Origin of the sequence: Ohtaekwangia kribbensis (assembly GCF_042676245.1) — a bacterium.
Classification (GTDB): Bacteria; Bacteroidota; Bacteroidia; order Cytophagales; family Cyclobacteriaceae; genus Ohtaekwangia; species Ohtaekwangia kribbensis.
Genome location: NZ_JBHTKA010000007.1, coordinates 892,502 through 910,246 on the forward strand (window position 1 = coordinate 892,502; position 17,745 = coordinate 910,246).

Annotated in this window: 13 protein-coding genes; 5 read left to right on the forward strand and 8 right to left on the reverse strand. The window is 44.9% G+C overall.

The window, feature by feature from the left end:
* The first annotated feature begins 44 nt into the window (after window positions 1-44).
* Together ACFQ21_RS18865 and ACFQ21_RS18870 are read left to right on the forward strand one after the other, a co-directional pair.
* Window positions 45-3,176 (forward strand): efflux RND transporter permease subunit, encoded by a 3,132-nt coding sequence (locus tag ACFQ21_RS18865; protein ID WP_377581100.1) that lies wholly within the window; start codon window positions 45-47, stop codon window positions 3,174-3,176.
* Window positions 3,177-3,181: 5 nt separating this feature from the next.
* Window positions 3,182-4,519 carry a TolC family protein gene (locus ACFQ21_RS18870; protein WP_377581103.1) on the forward strand — a complete coding sequence of 446 codons (1,338 nt, stop codon included), beginning with the start codon at window positions 3,182-3,184 and terminating at the stop codon, window positions 4,517-4,519.
* 203 nt (window positions 4,520-4,722) lie between these two features.
* Here ACFQ21_RS18870 and ACFQ21_RS18875 read toward each other — a convergent pair whose 3' ends face one another.
* From ACFQ21_RS18875 to ACFQ21_RS18890, 4 genes are all read right to left on the reverse strand, one after another.
* A complete protein-coding gene (locus ACFQ21_RS18875) occupies window positions 4,723-5,574 on the reverse strand; it encodes a hypothetical protein (RefSeq protein ID WP_377581106.1) in 852 nt (283 codons plus the stop codon).
* 282 nt (window positions 5,575-5,856) lie between these two features.
* Window positions 5,857-7,293, reverse strand: coding sequence for an ATP-dependent nuclease (locus ACFQ21_RS18880; protein WP_377581109.1), 1,437 nt, complete (start codon window positions 7,291-7,293; stop codon window positions 5,857-5,859).
* A 794-nt stretch (window positions 7,294-8,087) separates the two neighbouring features.
* Entirely contained in the window at window positions 8,088-8,579 is a 492-nt protein-coding gene (locus ACFQ21_RS18885; protein ID WP_377581112.1) for a hypothetical protein, read from the reverse strand.
* 74 nt (window positions 8,580-8,653) lie between these two features.
* Window positions 8,654-9,778 (reverse strand): tyrosine-type recombinase/integrase, encoded by a 1,125-nt coding sequence (locus tag ACFQ21_RS18890; RefSeq protein ID WP_377581115.1) that lies wholly within the window; start codon window positions 9,776-9,778, stop codon window positions 8,654-8,656.
* 249 nt (window positions 9,779-10,027) lie between these two features.
* On the opposite strand from ACFQ21_RS18890, the gene ACFQ21_RS18895 reads away from it, so the two are divergent.
* Entirely contained in the window at window positions 10,028-10,333 is a 306-nt protein-coding gene (locus ACFQ21_RS18895; protein ID WP_377581118.1) for an antibiotic biosynthesis monooxygenase, read from the forward strand.
* 69 nt (window positions 10,334-10,402) lie between these two features.
* On the opposite strand, the gene ACFQ21_RS18900 is transcribed toward ACFQ21_RS18895, so the two are convergent.
* Complete coding sequence (locus tag ACFQ21_RS18900; protein ID WP_377581120.1) at window positions 10,403-11,734, reverse strand: M20 metallopeptidase family protein; 1,332 nt, start codon at window positions 11,732-11,734, stop codon at window positions 10,403-10,405.
* 341 nt (window positions 11,735-12,075) lie between these two features.
* Between ACFQ21_RS18900 and ACFQ21_RS18905 the strand changes: the two genes are divergently transcribed.
* Entirely contained in the window at window positions 12,076-12,789 is a 714-nt protein-coding gene (locus tag ACFQ21_RS18905) for an ATP-binding cassette domain-containing protein (protein ID WP_377581123.1), read from the forward strand.
* Window positions 12,786-14,267, forward strand: a complete 1,482-nt coding sequence (locus tag ACFQ21_RS18910) for a glycine betaine ABC transporter substrate-binding protein (protein ID WP_377581126.1) — start codon at window positions 12,786-12,788, stop codon at window positions 14,265-14,267. The genes ACFQ21_RS18905 and ACFQ21_RS18910 overlap by 4 nt, the downstream gene beginning before the upstream one ends.
* A gap of 110 nt (window positions 14,268-14,377) precedes the next feature.
* On the opposite strand, the gene ACFQ21_RS18915 is transcribed toward ACFQ21_RS18910, so the two are convergent.
* The 3 genes from ACFQ21_RS18915 to ACFQ21_RS18925 are packed head-to-tail and all read right to left on the reverse strand — an operon-like array spanning window position 14,378 to window position 17,743.
* Window positions 14,378-14,647, reverse strand: a complete 270-nt coding sequence (locus ACFQ21_RS18915) for a UBP-type zinc finger domain-containing protein (protein WP_377581129.1) — start codon at window positions 14,645-14,647, stop codon at window positions 14,378-14,380.
* An 18-nt stretch (window positions 14,648-14,665) separates the two neighbouring features.
* Window positions 14,666-16,327, reverse strand: coding sequence for an FAD-dependent oxidoreductase (locus ACFQ21_RS18920; protein ID WP_377581132.1), 1,662 nt, complete (start codon window positions 16,325-16,327; stop codon window positions 14,666-14,668).
* A gap of 21 nt (window positions 16,328-16,348) precedes the next feature.
* Window positions 16,349-17,743 (reverse strand): ATP-binding protein, encoded by a 1,395-nt coding sequence (locus ACFQ21_RS18925; RefSeq protein ID WP_377581135.1) that lies wholly within the window; start codon window positions 17,741-17,743, stop codon window positions 16,349-16,351.
* Window positions 17,744-17,745 lie beyond the last annotated feature (2 nt).

Below are 17,745 nucleotides of genomic sequence, written 5' to 3' on the forward strand. Positions count from 1 at the left end.
AGCAACCCATTATTTTTTTCAATGAAAATTCAATTCAATATTTCATGAGTGCAATTTCTCAAATAAGTATATCCCGGCCAGTACTGGCAGGGGTTATGTCGGTGCTGCTGATACTCTTTGGTATCGTTGGCTATACCTTCCTCGGCACCCGCGAATATCCCGTTACTGATTCACCGATTGTTATGGTTACAACGGTATACCCAGGCGCCAGCGCGGATATCATCGCATCACAAGTAACCAAACCACTGGAAGAAGCCGTAGCAGAAGCCAATGGTATACGCGCTATGTCTTCTGTGTCGCGCGAGCAGGTAAGTATAATTACCGTAGAGTTTAACCTCGATGCAGACCTCGAAGCAGCTGCCAATGATGTACGCGATAAAGTATCCAAGTCACGTCAGCAATTACCGGCCGATATAGAACCTACGATCGTAGAGAAGTCTGGTCCTGCAGAATTCCTCGTGTTCTTAACGGTACAAAGTGATACCCGAAGCCTGGAAGATATTACCGACTTCGTGAACATAAATATCAAGGAACGTCTTCAATCTATACCGGGTGTACGCATCGTTGATTCGTATGCCGGTCGTAAACGCGCGATGCGTTTGCGCATGGATCCGCTTAAACTCGCATCCTATAATTTAACACCGGCTGATGTACAGGCGGCCCTGCAACGTGAGAACGTAGATTTACCCAGTGGTCGTATAGAAGGTGAGAATACCGAAGTAACGCTGCGTACGCAGGGAAGACTGGTAACAGAAGAAGACTTCAACAACATGATCATTGTGCAGAAAGAAGGAGCCATCGTTCGCTTCAAAGATATAGGCACGGCTATCATGTCTTCACAGAATGAACGTACCGCGATGATTGTAGGCGAAGGACCTACTGCACGTTATGGTGTAGGTACAGGCGTACAGCCACAGCGTGGTGCTAACTCGCTTGCGATCGTGGATGAGTTTAAGGAACGTTTCGATGAGATCGTTAAGACAGCTCCCGATGACTATATCATTTCCCTTGGAAAAGATTTTACGGTACCCGTTCGTAATTCACTCACGGAAGTAGAAGAGACTCTGATCCTCGCGTTCGTACTCGTAGCCTTGATCATCTTTATATTCCTTCGCGACTGGCGCAGTACATTGATACCGCTTGTAGCGATACCGGTCTCGATCATCTCGGCATTCTTCATTATGTATATAGCCGACTATTCCATCAACGTGTTAACCTTGCTGGGATTGGTACTGGCCATTGGTCTGGTGGTGGATGATGCGATCGTAGTACTTGAAAATATATATGCCAAAATTGAAAAGGGCATGAACCCGCTGGAAGCCGCGCGCAAAGGTTCTGATGAAATATACTTTGCCGTAATCTCCACAACAGTAACACTCGCGGCCGTTTTCCTTCCTATACTTTTCCTCGGAGGTATAACCGGTAGATTGTTCAAGGAATTTGCCATCGTAGTGGCAGGCTCCGTATTGATCTCGGCTTTCGTAGCGCTTACACTTTCTCCGATGATGAGTGCATACCTGCTCAAAGCCGGAGCGTCACACGGATGGCTATACCGTAAAACAGAACCATGGTTTGAAGCACTTAACCGTGCCTATGAAAAATCACTCCACGCATTTTTCAGAGTACGCTGGATGGGATTTGTATTGTTGTTACTCTCCTTTGGTGTAGCATGGTATCTTTTACCGAAGCTGCCTTCTGAACTTGCTCCGCTGGAAGATCGCTCAATGGTGGGTCTTGCTGTTATTGCTCCGGAAGGAACATCATACGAAAGTATGGAGCAGACCATGAAAGAGATCAACAACTTCGTGTCAGACTCTATACCGGATTTGAATGGTAACAGAACGTATGCGGGTATAGCAGCATCTGTCGGTACATTGGTGCAGCCGGTAAACGGAGGTTTCCAATGGATATTCCTGAAAGATCCGCATGAACGTGAAAGCGGACTTACACAACAACAGGTATATGAAAAACTCGTGGCTGCATCCGGACGATTCAGAAATGTAATTATGATCCCGATCCAGATTCCAACCATCGGGGGGTTCTCCAGTTCACAGCCACTGCAATATGTGGTGCAGGCTCCCGATCTGCCAAGTCTCATTGATGTGATGCCGAAGCTGATGGGACAAGTATATCAAAGTAAAAAGCTGAGCTTCCAGGATCCTGACTTCAAAATTAACCGTCCGGAGATCGGTATATCCATCGATCGTCAGCGTGCAGCACAGGCCGGTATATCTACGCAGGAGATAGGCCGCACACTGCAACTTGCATTGAGCGGAAGACGCTACGGATACTTTATCTACAACGACCGTCAATATGAAGTTATAGGACAACTTGACCGCGAGGAACGTTCGGCTCCATCTGATCTGCACTCGTTGTTCCTGCGTGCCGAGAATGGAGAGATGGTGTCATTGGACAACCTGGTTACCATGAAAGAAAGTGTAAGTCCTCCGGCTATATATAGATATAATCAATCCTATAGTGTAACGATCTCAGCAACGCCAGCTCCCGGTGTAAGTTTAGGAGAGGCGATTCAGGAGATGGATGGTATTACCAAGAATGTACTGCCCGCCGGTTTCAGCACAGCACTTGCCGGGCAAAGTCGCGACTATGCGGAAAGTAGTTCAAGCCTTGTGTTTGCATTCATCTTCGCGATCATACTGATATACCTGGTGCTCGCAGCACAATTTGAAAGCCTCATCGATCCGTTCATCATTCTGCTTACCGTGCCGATGGCGCTTACAGGTGCATTGTTGAGTCTGTGGATCACCGGTCAATCGATCAACGTGTTCAGTGAGATTGGTATCATTATGTTGATCGGTCTGATTACCAAGAATGGTATCCTTATCGTAGAGTTTGCCAACCAGCGCAAGGAGGAGGGACTTTCTGTTCGCGATGCCGTGCTTGCTGCTGCTGCATCACGTTTCCGCCCGATCCTGATGACTACCCTGGCCATGATCTTCGGTACACTGCCCATAGCCCTGTCGTTGGGTACATCATCCGGTAGCCGTACATCGCTGGGTATCGCGGTGGTAGGCGGACTGATCTTTGCCGGTATACTCACGCTCTATGTTATTCCCTCGGTGTATTCATACTTCTCGCGTGCGCATGTGCACAAAGTAAAAGATGAAAACAACCACGTATCTGAAATCAATAAAGAACAAGCTGTTATAGCTTAACCCCTATGAAATCACGCACATATTATCGTTATATAGTTTTTGCGCTCGCCTCACTGGTATATATACCAGCGAGTGCGCAGCAGCAGGAGCTGTCGCTACAGGATGCTATCACGCTGGCGGTATCATCAAATCCTGAACTGAAAGCCAGTGCATTGGAAATTGAGAAGTCTCAACAACAACGCGTTGTGGCCCGAAGCCTCTATTTACCTACTGTAGGTATTAACGCACAGGCTAATCATTATTTCCAGTTAACACCTTTCTTCGGTTTTGGCGAGACTACAGCCGAAGGTAAAATTCCCTATGGAAGATTTGGAGGAGAAGATCAGCTCGGTGCTGCTATAGCAGCAGTGCAGCCGTTGTATAATCCACTGGCGTATCCATTGTTGCAACGTGCCCGCCTGCAAGAGCAGGAGAGTCGCGCGGCATCGCATGGTAAACAACTTGGTGTACAGACATTGGTAAAGCAAACCTACCTGCGTATACTCGTGCTCAACGAACGTATCAAGTTACAGCAGGAGAGTATAAACCGTAACAAGCGGGTGTTGCTCGATTCACGTTCATTGCTGTTACAGGGAAAAGGACTTCGTGTCGATACACTGCGCGCCTATACTTCGGTAAAGAACCTTGAGCCAGACCTGGTAAAACTTTCGTATGCTGTTGAAACCAGCAAGCTCCAGTTGAAAGCACTCATTGGTATAGATTCACTTCGCGATATAGTACTTACCGATTCATTGGTGGTACCGGCTCCGGGAACACTTCCTTCCGAAGAACAGGTATATAATGAAGCGAAAGCCAATAATCCTGATTTCCAGGTGCTGGCGTTGCAGGAACAGATCAGTCACCAGGGTGTGCGTTCAGCCCATGCGTTGCGCAAGCCGGTACTTTCCGCTATAGCACAATACCAGGTACAATCGCAGACTAATAATTTTGAGTATGGTAATGCATACTATCCTACATCTTCGTACGTAGGGCTTCAGCTTTCCATTCCGCTCTTTACCGGTTTCAGCACACAGGCAAAAGTAAAGCAGGCCAATTATAGCAAGGAGCAATCTGGTCTAACATTGCGCTATGCACATGAACAATTGCGCGCCAGCGTACACGAAGCACTGGCACAAAACCAAGAGACCATTCTGCGATTACAGAATACGGCCATCGTAAAGGAAACAGCACAGCTCAGCTATAACATCATTCAATATCGTTATAAGAGCGGTATAGCATCACGCCTGGAACTGACCGATGCAGAACTTGCACTCACAACGGCTCAATCCAATTACCTCGAAGCGGTATATGATTATCTCAATGCCCGCATCGTGTTACTGAGAATTATGGGCAGCGCGGAATAATAAGCGCGTAGCTATATAGATATACGGGTTGTGCATTCTCCTGCATGTGGGGTTTTATAGAGTAGGTTGCAGGATTGTGTGTAGAGGACGCAGCAAGAATGCACACCCGTTAAAAAGGCCCCTAACGTTTATGTATAAGCCGTGGCGCTGAGCAATAATAAACAAATGTCCATCCTTATCAGCGCCATGGATTATACATTTTGTTAGCCACCGTAATTGCCAACTCGCTCCTCAATGAACACTAACTCTGGAATGTGGAGGTCACATACTGTATAAATCTTTATCAAATCGTCCAAATGCCTCCTTGTCAATGGATAACCACTGTCATAAAGTCCCCATTCAAATTTTAACAGGGCGGCTACATATTCTTTATTCTTAAGCTCACGATCTCGCAGTCTCATGCCATCAGCAAAACGTGAGAACTCTGTTAATTGATTTTTCAATCTTTCTTCATTTTCTTTTGCTTCGCTGTCAACCCAGTCAAAGAAACTCGTCATCAAATTAATTGCTTCATTTCGATTTTGATTTGTCAATTTGATTTTATCATTTGTTAGTTTGCCAAAACGAAACAGATCACTAAAATTATCCGCAAGCCTGATTCCATTCTCAATTAACTCTTTCAGCGATTCGCCCATGTCGTGAAAGATCATTGTCACAGGTGGGTTATTCTCTTTCGAATCAATATATATTCCTTCTCCCGTGCTCCCTTGGTCTTCAGCAATCCCTATGATTTTCTTTTTAAATAAAAGATAGTTCGGAAAAATTGAGTCAGACATTTCTACAATTTCGTCAACCGAATAGAAAGTTATCTCCATCAATGGAAGTTGGTCAAGGGACTTGCCTTTTAATAGTGGCTGTCCAAAATCGTTTGGAATACCTAAGGGCAAATGAGCGATCGGAAACTGAAGGAGTATGTCTTTGTACCAGGTGGGAATTGCTCTTCTGATTTGTTTAGGCAATGCTTCGATCTCGTCAGGAGTTGTCAATTTACCAAAGTTCCTTGCGGATGGATAGCGCTCAAAGAATCTCTGTATTTCGTTTATAATCCTCTCCATTGTTACTCAAATCTGTCCGGCAATCATGATGGCTAACGTTGGTGCATATGACGTAGCGGGGTTTGGAGCGCCATGTAACTCATAATTCAGCTTGCCGCTAACGTTCGTGTATGCGCAGTTTAAATTTCCTTTAAAAATAATTAATCAATTTAAATTGCGCATACACTTTGTTATGCACAGTGCCGCGCATTGCACACTCTTAACGACACGGATGCTAAAGCTTTGGATGAGGGTTGGATTGCACGGCTTTGGCATTGGTGTGGTTGTTCGAGGCGTGTCAATTCAAGGTCGTAATGTATTCGATAGTTTTGTCCCCAAGAAATTGCAAAGTTTATTGTCATTAAAGTCCTTTGGAATTTGTCCACGAACGATCTTGCTAATTGTCTGTCCCACCGCAATCTCCCACGGTTTCGCTGATCCTGTTAGACCAACCAGTATGTTTCTAATCTCCTTTAGATCAAAAGTCTTTCTTGCATATCCGGAAGCTTTGAATGCAGTCATAATATCGTGCTTGACATGTCCACCAGGTGCGACAAGCCATTTTTCGATCTCAGCCTCTAGATTTGCCCACGTTGTCCCCATTGTTTCAAGGACTTCGTCTGTAACAATCAAATTTTCGCTTGCTCTGCAACTTGTCTTAAAACGGACTAAAGGTGGAATATCAGCAATGGCTTCGTCTCCTTCATCTCTATCCCTTAAAGAATAACCCGTGGCATTGTCGTACACACCTTTTAAAATTTCAACAACACTTGTCTCAAAGTCGGGCAAATTACCAACCCCTCCAACTCCGCAAGGGTAAAGTTTTAGCTGTCCATTTGAACTTCGAATTGCTTGTTGAAATATCCTTTCCTCATCTTCTCCTTCTACCAACATAATCGGAGATTGACTAAATAAATTTGATAGTGGGTGTGCACCAAAGATTGGAAGAACGGCCCTATACTTTTGGTCAATTTGTCTAAATGCAGCGTCAGTTGATGCGTTAGCTAAAATGGCAAATCGTGCATCACTATAATCAAGCAAGGCGCCCAAAATCGCTGTACTATGTGTCGCAATTATGATTGAAAATTTATCAGTACTTACTAGGTCAATCAAGAAAGAAATGAATTTCACTTGCAGATCAGGATGTAAATGAACATCAGGCTCATCAAGCAGCAGAACATTTTGTCTTTGAGGGTCACATGATTTCTCAAATGTTAAGCACTCGATTGCCAGCGCAATCAGTTCTGATTCTCCACTGCTTATTAATCGTGCTTCAAGTTTCTGATTGCCGGGAACCGTGAACAACTCGAAATCGCCTCTAGGTGTTCGTACTATCTTTATATTAGTCAGAAGTCCATTGATTTTATCAATAGTTGAATTAAATGTGTGAGCAAAATTTGCTCGAATTGCCTGATCGGTTTCTATTTCTCTCAATGAGAGAGTTTCGAGCCTTCTATACTGAGCGACCGAATAGTTCTTGAACTGACCCCATTGATTTCGTCCCTTCTGGTCTCTTGTCCAATTACCGCCTGTTATTACATTTTGTTCTACGCCTGCCTCGTATCTTAAGTCTCCACCTCTCTCAGGGGTAACATAATTTATTTCGCCTACTTGTTGCTGCGTCAATCTATTCTCAACCTTTTTTAATAATGTGCTTTTTCCTGATCCATTCTTTCCCAACAACACATTGATCTTTGAAAGTCCTGTGAGATTAAATTGGCCTTGATGTATTAAATCCATATCGGAGAAGGGTTTCTGTCAACAACTGAATCTTGGCTCTTTTGATTGCTTTGGTGTCGCGCGGGAAGTGCGGCAATCAAAAGTGCCAATGTTCGAAGCGTCTAATCTGTCCGCGCGGCATTGTGCATAACGCCTAGCTATAAGACGTATGCGTGTAAATACCTACATCTTTGTCCCGTGTTGCTACCGAAATTTAATAGCACACTCTTTAAGAACCTACGATATAGCATATGTATTATAGCTAATGTTGTATGCCGTGTGTCCCGTACTTAATCTTGAATGCCTCTACACATTTGTCCTCCATGTCTTTTGCAACTTGGTCCATGGTTTTAAGTCGTCCATTATCAACGGTCCACCCATATGTCCCAACGTCATGACTGTCCAGAATTATTGTTTTGTCGTTGACCCATGTCACAGCCCACTTCATATGGTCCCCTGCAAACGTTCTAACATAGTCCAATTCCTTTCCGTCCTTAGTCAGTAGTCGGAATCCCAGATGCTCGTCATTCGGTTTGCTGTTGTCGAGTTCTACTTGAAGAACAAAGTCACCTGTCGGAGAGTTATGTTTCTCCAAAACCTTTTGTCCGTTACAACTCAGTAGTCCAACGGTAAGTATAATTAAGATTGTTCTCATTTGTCAAATTGTCCCAGGGCACATGGCATACAACGCCTAGCTATAAGACGTATGCGTTTAAATACCTACATCTTTGTCCCACGTTGCTGACGAAATTTAATAGCACGCACTTTAAGAACCTACGATACAGCATATGTATTATAGCTGATGTTGTGCGAAGTTATCTCAACTCCGTTTCGATTTTGTTCTTGATGTCTCGCATTTCGTCAATACTATTTCCACTGAAAGTCCTTATTGTCCTTCCATCGTGCTCAAATGTCAAGAATACTTTGTCCGCGATACCTAAAAGTTGAAGCATTGCTAGAGGTCCTTCTTTAACCGTGGTGTCTTTAACATCAAAAGCTTTTATTTTGTCAAGGTCATAAGTTTTTGACTTGTTTGTCAAAGGAGAGCGCTTATCGAATGTCAGCTTGCTTTCAGATAGTCTCAATTGTCTCATTCCTTTTAGTTCCCAAATGAGTCCTTTAATTACAAAGTAGAGGAGTACTCCATACAATCCTAACGGTCCCAAAGTACGAGTTAAAGGAACTTCATTACTCTTAAATAGTATAAGGATGCTCACAAATATCAATTGGAATGTCAATATTGAAAAAATTATAACCAGCACTGTGCTCTTTCTATTCTTCGATTGAATTACTATTTCCTGTCTCATTATTCTTTTTTATCTGTGACGACATTGTCCATGAGATAATTTCGCACAACGTACCAATATAAGAACATTATTGCCTATATTTCCCTATCATCTTCATTGATTTTTTCATTCCATAGCCGATCGAGAGGACTTGTAATCCGATTTAAACCTTTGTTAGTTATGTGAGTATATCGTTCAGTCGTTCGAGAACTTTCATGGCCCAGCAGATTTTGAATATAGCGTAAATCTGTGCCCTGTTCCAATAAGTGAGTAGCAAAACTATGTCGAAGGGTATGGGCACTTACATTTTTAGTAATACCTGCTTTAGCAGCATTTCGTTTTATAATGGCGTTCACACTGCGTTGGCTATACGGGCGGTTACCAGTTCCCTCAAATAACCACATCTGAGGTTTATAGACATCCAGATATTGCCGAGTTACCTGGTAGGCAACTTTGGAAAGTAACGTTATACGATCTTTATTATGCTTAGCACCGCGAATATAAATCAAGCTACGGTCAGCATCTATATCCGTCGGTTTGAGATGAAGCACTTCACTTATTCGCAATCCGGCTGAATAGAGAATATATAACAAGCACTTATGCTTCAAATTTATAGTATGATGAAATAAAAGCCTTATCTCTTGCTCGCTCATAACCACTGGTAATTTATCTTCTTCTCTGGGCCGATCGATATAATAACAGGTACGAGGTTGCCTCATTACCTTTTCCAAATAAAATTTAATAGCATTGATTGCCTGATTCTGGGAAGATAAACTTGCTTTCCTGTCATTTACAAGATATAGCATATACCGGTGAATGATACTTTGATCAATCTCTTCAGCAGTCTTTGGGTATATAAACGACAAGAATATTTTAAACTGACTTAGATAGTTCTCTTTTGTAGCACGACTGTAGCGCATCCTGTCAAGTGTTTCTGCGAATTCCTTGGGAATACTCAATACGTTCATGAGCGGATCGGGTACATCTTTTGAAGTTCTTTCCCAACCGGCTTCTTCTATAGCTATATATGGAGAAAGTATTTTTTTTAAAGCATCGATAGCATCTGGCCTGTAGGGGATATAATAACATTTATGTGTAGAGGAATATTTCCTGTTTGGAAAGTTATTCAGCGCTCTAAATGCATCTTTCTCCAGCCATCCGCGAATAGCAATGTTTAACTTATCTTCATGCCACAAAGGCTCAAGTACTACAGGTTTCATGAAGCTAAAGTATAGCTCAGGATTTTTACCAGTACATTGTCAAACGTTTATAAACGAATATATGCGTTTACAAACGCCTACAAAAATCAGAAGGGAACTTCACAGAGATTTCCTTTATATTGAGAGTCTTCTTTGAGGTATTGGCAGTGTTACTTTTCCAGCTTTTACCCTATATCACGATTTCCGATTCACGATTAACGGATAACTATTAACTATTAACGGATAACGAGTCACGAATAACGAACACCCATGATCACCCGCATATGGCACGGCCGAACCCGCAGCAGCGATGCAGAGCGCTACCTGCAATTCCTCCACGAAACCGGAGTGAGAGACTATATCGCCACACCTGGAAATCGCGAAGTAAAAATATGGCGCAAGACAGAAGGTGACGTAACGCACTTCTGGACTATATCGGTATGGGACAACCTTGAATGTATCAAAGCCTTTGCCGGAGAAGACATCGAAAAGGCTCGCTACTATCCTGAAGATAAAGACTTCCTGCTCGAGTTCGAACCAACCGTGCAACACTACGAAAGTTTCTCGATCAAGTAGAATATATATAGGTATATATGGACCTTTGTGCCTCTTTGTGTCTTCTCAGTGTACTTTGTGCAACTGGATTTAACGCCCGCTAAAAAGATCCAAAGCCGCAGCACTCATTGCAGCCACACCCGTCTTGATAGTAGGCTCCGGAAGCGGAGCAAAAGCAGACGAGTGCAGCGATGGCAATATCGTTCCCTTCTCTTTCGATTCCTTTACCAACGCAGGGGCTACTGTCCCGAGCCAGAACATGCAGATCGGCACCTTTTTCTCCTGCAAACCAAACCTGCTGAAATCTTCACCTACCATCGCAGGTGGCATCTCCACGACATTATCGACTCCAAGATTTTTTTGGAATACACTGACAAGTCTGTTGGTTAACGAAGCATCGTTCAACGTAGCGGGAGTCTGTGGCTCGTTGATGGTGATCTCCGGCATTTTCTCCGGCGGTAAACCTGCGAGCAATGCGAGTTGTTTACTCATGCGATGAATCGAAGCAATAATCTGTTCGCGTACCTGGGGCGAATAGGAGCGGAGTGTGAGTTGCATTTTCACATCGTCTGGTATAATGTTGTGAACCGTGCCACCGTGAATAGAACCAACAGTGATAACGGCAGGCTCCAGCGGATTGATCTCGCGACTTACTATAGTCTGAAATGCCATGATCATTTCAGCACTCAATACAACCGGATCGATCGTGGTATGAGGCGCAGCGCCATGTCCACCTTTACCATGCACCGTGATGTTCATCATATCAACACTGGCCATGAACGGTCCTGCGTGATAACCAACTTTACCGGCTTCAAGACCAGCATGGTTGTGTAAAGATATAGCATAATCCGGAGTGGGAATCTTGTCATACAATCCGGCCTTGAACATGAGGTCTGCACCAAAACCGTTTTCTTCGGAAGGTTGAGCGATCATTATCAGTGTTCCCTTCCAGTGTTTTTTCGTTTCGACCAACGCGCGGGCTGTACCTATAAATACAGTCATGTGTATATCGTGTCCACACGCGTGCATCACGGAGACTTCGGCTCCGGCCGCATTTATACCTTTTGCTTTACTTGCATAGGACAGACCAGTCTTTTCTTCGAGCGGCAAGGCATCCATATCGGTGCGTATCAATACTGTTGGGCCCTTGCCGTTGGTATATATACCGGCCACACCATAACCGCCTATTTTTTCAAGCACATTAAAACCAAGCGATCGTAATTCTGTCGCCATGAGCTGCGATGTTTTTTCTTCATGCAGCGACAACTCCGGATTCTGGTGCAACTGCCGGTATAGTTTCTCTAGTGAAGGATATTGTTTGTCCGTATAGGTCTCAATCTGTTTTACAACAGGCGACTTGGTTTGCGCCTGTATAGTCTGAACGACACTAAAAAGTACAAGAAGCGTGTACGCTATTTTCATAACAGCAATATAGTATTTGAATGGTTACTGAAGCTGGTAAAAATTGCAGAGTGGTGGCGACACAATTTTTACATCGTTTGTGCCTTGTTCCGAAACATATTCAGAAAAAAGCCGCGCACCTGCAAGGTGAAAACAGTTGCGCGGGCAAATGTAGTATACAACCATCAATAATCAATAGATACTTCTAATTGTCATGAATTGTCTCCCATATGTATACTCCTTCGGCTGTATTTTCCTGAAGCCAGCAACTTGCAGCCAGCAGCCCTGTATTTCCTGCTCGCAGCTAATTCAGTTTGTGCTTTATATTTCCCGCTGTATATTTCGTGAAAACTCGATTCCCTTTGGCCTCATATCCGGTTGAATTATTGCAAATAACACATCACTATTCCGGTGAGCCGGTTTTAGCAGATGTGTCGTTGGCTTTTGAAGCAAACTGCGTTACCGTGATACTAGGAAAGAGTGGCAGTGGCAAGTCAACGTTGCTTCAGGTTATCAATGGTATGATTCGTCCCGGCACCGGAACGGTAAAGATATTCGGTGAACCGATTTCGTATAAAGATATTCATACGATGCGTTTGCAGATGGGATACGTTGTGCAGCAGGTTGGGTTGTTTCCGCATCTCACCATCTATGAAAATATAGCCTTGTTAGGCAAAGTTGTGCATAGGCCTACCGATGTAATCCGGAAACGTGTTGTGCATTTGATGGACATGGTAAAATTACCGCAGGCGTATGGTGATAAATATCCGTATCAGCTTTCCGGTGGCGAGCAGCAGCGTGCAGGGTTATGTCGTGCCATGTTACTGGAACCCCCGGTGTTGCTGATGGATGAACCCTTTGCTGCGCTGGACTATGAAACCAAACATACAATCTACGATCATCTTCTCGCGATTCAGAAGCACGAGCCGCGTACTGTCATACTGGTGTCTCATGATCTTGAAGAAGCACAACTCCTGGCCGACAACGTGGTGTGGTTACAAGACGGAACTGCAAAAATGACCGGTGATGCATCCGTGATCCGATCGATACAGGAATCATATCGCAGCGGAAAATGAGAAGTATAGTTTATACCATATTCCTGATAATGTGCAGCATCGCGGTGCAGGCACAAAAGTCTATACGGGTAGGAGCGAAGCATTTTAACGAAGGATATATACTCAGTGAAATGATCGCACTGATCCTCGAGGATGGTGGCTTTACCGTAGAACGTAAATTTAACCTTGGCGGAACCGTAGTAAGTTTTGAAGCCTTGCGCACCAGTGCTATTGATATATACCCGGAATATACCGGGACTATTGCTGCAGAGATACTAAAGCAGAATCGAAGCGTTACTGCCGCCGATTTAGCCCCTCTGCTGAGAGACAACTGGTCATTGGAAATATCAGCCCCGTATGGTTTCAACAACACGTATGCACTGGTTGTACCACAGGAACTTGCCGATAAAGCCGCGCTAAAGACTATATCGGATCTCGCGCAACATTCTGAGCTACGCATCGGCATGAGCTTCGAGTTTCTGAAACGCGAAGATGGATGGGACAATCTTGCCAGGCATTATGGTTTGAGACAACAGCCCACGGGTCTCGAACACGGCCTGGCATACCAGGCTATACACGAAAAAAAAATTGATGTAACCGATGCATACTCCACCGATGGCGAGATAAAGCGCTACGAGCTGGTAGTGCTGAAAGACGATAAAGTATTTTTCCCGGAATACCAGGCTGTGTCTTTCTATACAGCTGCACTTCCGGTAAGGGCTAAAGCGCTTGTGCATAAACTCACGGGAGCAATTACTGAAACGGAAATGCAACGGATGAATTCGCAGGCACTATTTGAACAACGCAGTCACCGTGAAATTGCAAATGAGTTTCTTGTCAGTAAAGGACTTATTGGTAGTAAAGATACAGCTTCCGATAGCGGTATAGCCTCTATTCTTGAAAAGACATGGATTCATATACAACTTACCTTCATGGCGTTACTGGCAGCTATCGTGGTAGCATTTCCACTGGGTATAGTATTATACCGATACCCGGCTTTATCCAAGGTGGTGCTATATATAGCAGGTATATTGCAGACGATACCATCCATCGCTTTACTGGCATTGCTGATACCGCTTGCGGGCATTGGCACAACACCAGCCGTGATTGCGTTGTTTCTGTATGCGTTGTTGCCGATACTGCGCAACACAATGATCGGTTTATTTACAGTAGATCCTCCGCTGAAAAATGTAGCGACTGCCATGGGACTCACCCGTATGCAAAGACTCCGACTGGTAGAGATACCGTTGGCCATGCCGATGATACTTGCAGGTATACGCACCGCAGCCGTAATCAACGTAGGCACAGCAACCCTCGCAGCCTTCATCGGTGCCGGTGGGCTCGGAGAATTTATAGTAACAGGCCTAGCTTTAAATAATACTTCCTTGATATTGAAGGGCGCCGTACCCGCAGCCCTCCTGGCCGTTATACTCGAGCTAGTCTTCGAAGCAATCGAATGGCTCCTGATCCCCCGTCACCTCCGCCAAAAAGTACTCTAACGCTTGCTTATAGTCGCGAAGCAGGGTAAAATATATTCTTAATTTTTACTTCTTACTTCTTATCTTCTCGCTCCTCACAGCTCTCAACGCGTAGCCCGCAGCCAGACGCATCAATACTCCACATACTGCTCATCCACATAACACCACGCCCAGCGTTCTCCCGGCTCAGCCGATATAGCAACCGGATGCCCGGTAGCATGCGCGTGTTTGGAAGCATGCTTGTTAGGAGATGAATCGCAGCACAGCGTAACACCACACGTCTGGCACGTGCGCAGGTGCATCCAGTCGTCTCCCGTTTTAACACATTCCTCGCAGATATACTCCTTCGCTTTTTTCAGCGTCTGAAGTTGCTGCAGGTGCTGGCACATTTCGTTTGGCATATAGGCAGTACGTTGTTTTTAGTTTTCTGCGAGATACTGATGAACAAATTTAATCGCCATGGCGCCTTCGCCTACAGCAGAGGCAACACGATTCATGGCACCGGACCGTACATCTCCGGCAACAAAAATTCCGGGACTGCACGTTTCAAGCAGGTAAGGCTCACGTGTCAGCTTCCATGCTTTTTTGAAAGCTTCATACTTTAACAAATCGCGACCAGTCTCAATAAATCCTTTGTCATCTTTAATGATATCCAGCGTGATCCAGTCTGTAACCGGGCGTGCACCTATAAAGATAAACAGTGCCGCAGCTTTAGTACGTTCGCGTTTGCCCGTTACTATATTTTCAAGTTCAAGTTCTTCGAGCCGGTCTTCTCCATATACCTGTCGTATAACAGTCTCCGGGTGCAATACTATATTTTGAGTGCCGGCAATCTGGTCGATCAGGTATTTGGACATGGTTGCGGTCAGATCCTGCTTGCGTATTACGATGTGAACACGATTTGCAAAATTTGCGAGGTACATCGCAGCCTGTCCTGCAGAGTTACCGCCACCCACTACATATACATCCTGCGAGCGACATGCATGTGCTTCGGTAGTAGCTGCGCCATAATATATACCAGCCCCGGTGAAGCGTTCTACATCAACAGCATCGAGTGTCCTGTAGTCAACACCGGTCGTGATGATCACACTTTTTGTATTGAGTGTACTGCCATCGGCAAGCTGGATGATTTTATAGTGATCTTTCAGGGATATGCTGATCACTTCGAGCGGAGATAAAAACTCCACACCAAAACGTGTTGCCTGAGACAATGCGCGTCTCGAAAGATCAGAACCACTGAGTCCATTCGGAAAGCCGAGGTAATTTTCAATACGCGAACTTGTGCCGGCTTGTCCACCGGGAGCGCGCTTCTCGATAATTGCTGTAGCGAGTCCTTCGGAACCTCCATATACTGCAGCCGCTAATCCGGATGGTCCTGCACCAATGATCGTAACATCGTACATCGGTTTGGAAGCTTTAGATCGCATACCAGTCTTCTCACCAACCTGACGTATCTCAGGGTTGAGCAGGAATGATCCGTCTTCGAAAAATACAGCGGGCAAATTTTTAGCTTCAATCTTATTGAGTTCTGCCAGTTCGTGTCCTATCTCGTTCGATTCAAAGTCAAGCCACTGGTACGGTATAAGATTACCGGAGAGAAAATCTTTGATCTGGTGTGAACGCGGTGAGAACTGGTAGCCCACAATGCGTATACCCTGAAACTCGGGTATATGTGTACTCTGCCATTCTTCCAGTTGATCGGTAATTACCGGGTATAATTTTTCTTCCGGTGGATCCCACGGTTTCATCAGGTAATAATCAAGCTGCACATCGTTAATGGCTTTGATGGCAGCTTCCGTATCGGAGTATGCTGTCAGCAAAATACGTTTTGCTTCCGGAAATATAGTCTTGGCGCGTTGCAGAAAATCAACGCCCAACATTTCGGGCATGCGCTGATCGGAGAGGAACAGCGCTATGGCTTCATTCTTATTTTTAAGATCGGTAAGCGATTCCAGTGCTTCATTGGCAGAGGTCGTGCTGATGATGCGATAATCTTTTCCGTATTGATTGCGCAGGTCGCGAACAACAGCGCGTAAAACCTGCAGGTCGTCATCAAGTATAAACAGGATCGGCTTTTTCATGGTAGCGCTTCGTGTATAGGTTTATTGAATAGGGATGCAAACGGTAAAGACTGTATGCCCCGGTTGTGATTTCACAGTTACTTTTCCATTGTGCTGAAGAATGATCTGGCGCACTACTTCCAGTCCCAGGCCTGTTCCTTTACCTACAGGTTTAGTCGTAAAGAACGAATCGAATATTTTATCCTGTATAGCTTCCGGTATACCGGGCCCGTTGTCGATGATATGTACCAGTATAAATTCACGGTCTTTCTCGGCCTTGATCTCCAGTGTTCCGTTGGGGCGTCCTTCCAATGCATCCAGCGCATTGTCGATCAGGTTCGTCCACACCTGGTTCATGGCGCTGATATATATACAGGGCTGAGGCAGATCGTCTGGTATATTTTCGATGACCGTTACCTGGTTCTTCCTGATCTTATGATTGAGCATGGTTACGGTATTGCGTATACCCGAGCGCAGCTCGGCCCGTTCGCGTTCTGGCGCACGGTCCATGTGTGTATAGCTTTTTACCGAGGTTACCAGCACATTGATTCTTCGCGCAGCTTCTTCAATTTCGTTCACTAGCCGTTCCGTTGTAAAAGCTTGAGCAATCCAGTTCAACACAGCCGGTCGATCTTCTTCACGTAAAATTTTATTGAGTTCGTCCAGGTCAGTTGTGTCAATGAAGAAATCAACAAATATACTGGCAGTTTCATAGGTGTCTTCCAGTCCTATATTTTGCAACCAGTCTGCAAGTTCATCTTCGCGCTCTGACTTTTCCATCAGTGATAATGGCTTCTGGTTCACGGCAGCCGTTATCTTATCATCAACAAACTTATTTACCTGGTCAACTATATCTTCGGTAGCACGGATGTTGATCACGCGTTTGAACTTCTCGGGTACATTTCCCAAGTGTCTTTTCAGTTCCTGTGCGCAGCGTACAATAGCAGCAGACGGATTATTCAATTCATGTGCGAGGCCTGCTGATAATTTACCCAACGCCATCATCTTGTCGTCCTGCTGTTGCTGATGCGTGAAGTCGCGCACACGGTCGGTCATCGTGTGTACCAGTACTTCTGTAAGTTCGGGATGTTCGCGGATGAGTTCAACAAAGTGGCTTTTGTTGAGTGAGTAAATGATGGTTTCTCCCACCGCAGTACCTTCGGCACCGGCAGCCTTCATGCGAGAGTAGGGAAGCAACCCGGTAATCTCACCTTTTTCCGCTGTTCCGAAATAACGCATCGTATTGCCCTGCGCCCGGTATAGATCAACACCGCCTTCCAGAACAATGCGCATGCTTTCAATCGGTTGACCGAGGACAAAAAGTTTTTCACCGTCTTTGTGTGTCGATACGGTTCCTTTTTCAGAGAGCCATACCAAGTGACTTTCCGCGAGGTTTTTAAATTCAGGAACTTCCTTCAGTGCAGCGAGAATATTCATAT